The following is a 566-nucleotide window of genomic DNA, read 5'->3' as shown; positions in this document are numbered from 1 at the left end:
GCCCAAATCGTAAAGGTATCAGATGAGCGGCACCTGTTGCTGGTTGATATGCATCACATTATGTCAGACGGTGTTTCAGTCAACATTCTGATTCGGGAATTCGGGGAGCTTTACAACAACCGGACCCTTCCGGCGCTTCACATTCAATATAAAGACTATGCCGTATGGCAAGAAGGATTTAAAAAAGGAGACGCGTACCAGACGCAGGAGGCGTACTGGCTGAAGCAACTGGAGGGCGAGCTGCCGGTCCTGGATCTCCCGGCTGATCATACCCGCCCGCCGGTGCGGAGCTTCGCGGGTGACAAGGTCTCATTTACGCTTGATCAAGAGGCCGCATCAGGCCTTCATAAACTGGCACGGGAAAACGGAAGCACACTGTACATGGTGCTCCTAGCGGCTTACACAGCGTTCTTGTCACGCTTAAGCGGACAGGAAGATATCATCGTCGGATCGCCAATTGCCGGCCGGCCGCACAAGGATCTTGAGCCGATACTCGGCATGTTTGTGAACACGCTGGCGCTTCGGACACGCCCGGAGGGCGGGAAGCCGTTTGTGCAGCATTTGCA

General features: G+C 54.8%; 1 protein-coding gene. It reads left to right on the top strand.

Annotation, left to right across the window (positions count from 1 at the left end; genetic code table 11):
* A partial coding sequence (locus AC4CV5_RS20760; RefSeq protein WP_490923806.1) for a condensation domain-containing protein occupies positions 1-566 on the top strand: 566 nt, incomplete at both ends.

The organism is Bacillus sp. NS1, from assembly GCF_058248265.1.
The sequence above is the reverse complement of the archived record's forward strand: the minus strand, read 5'-3'. Positions and strand labels throughout refer to the sequence as shown.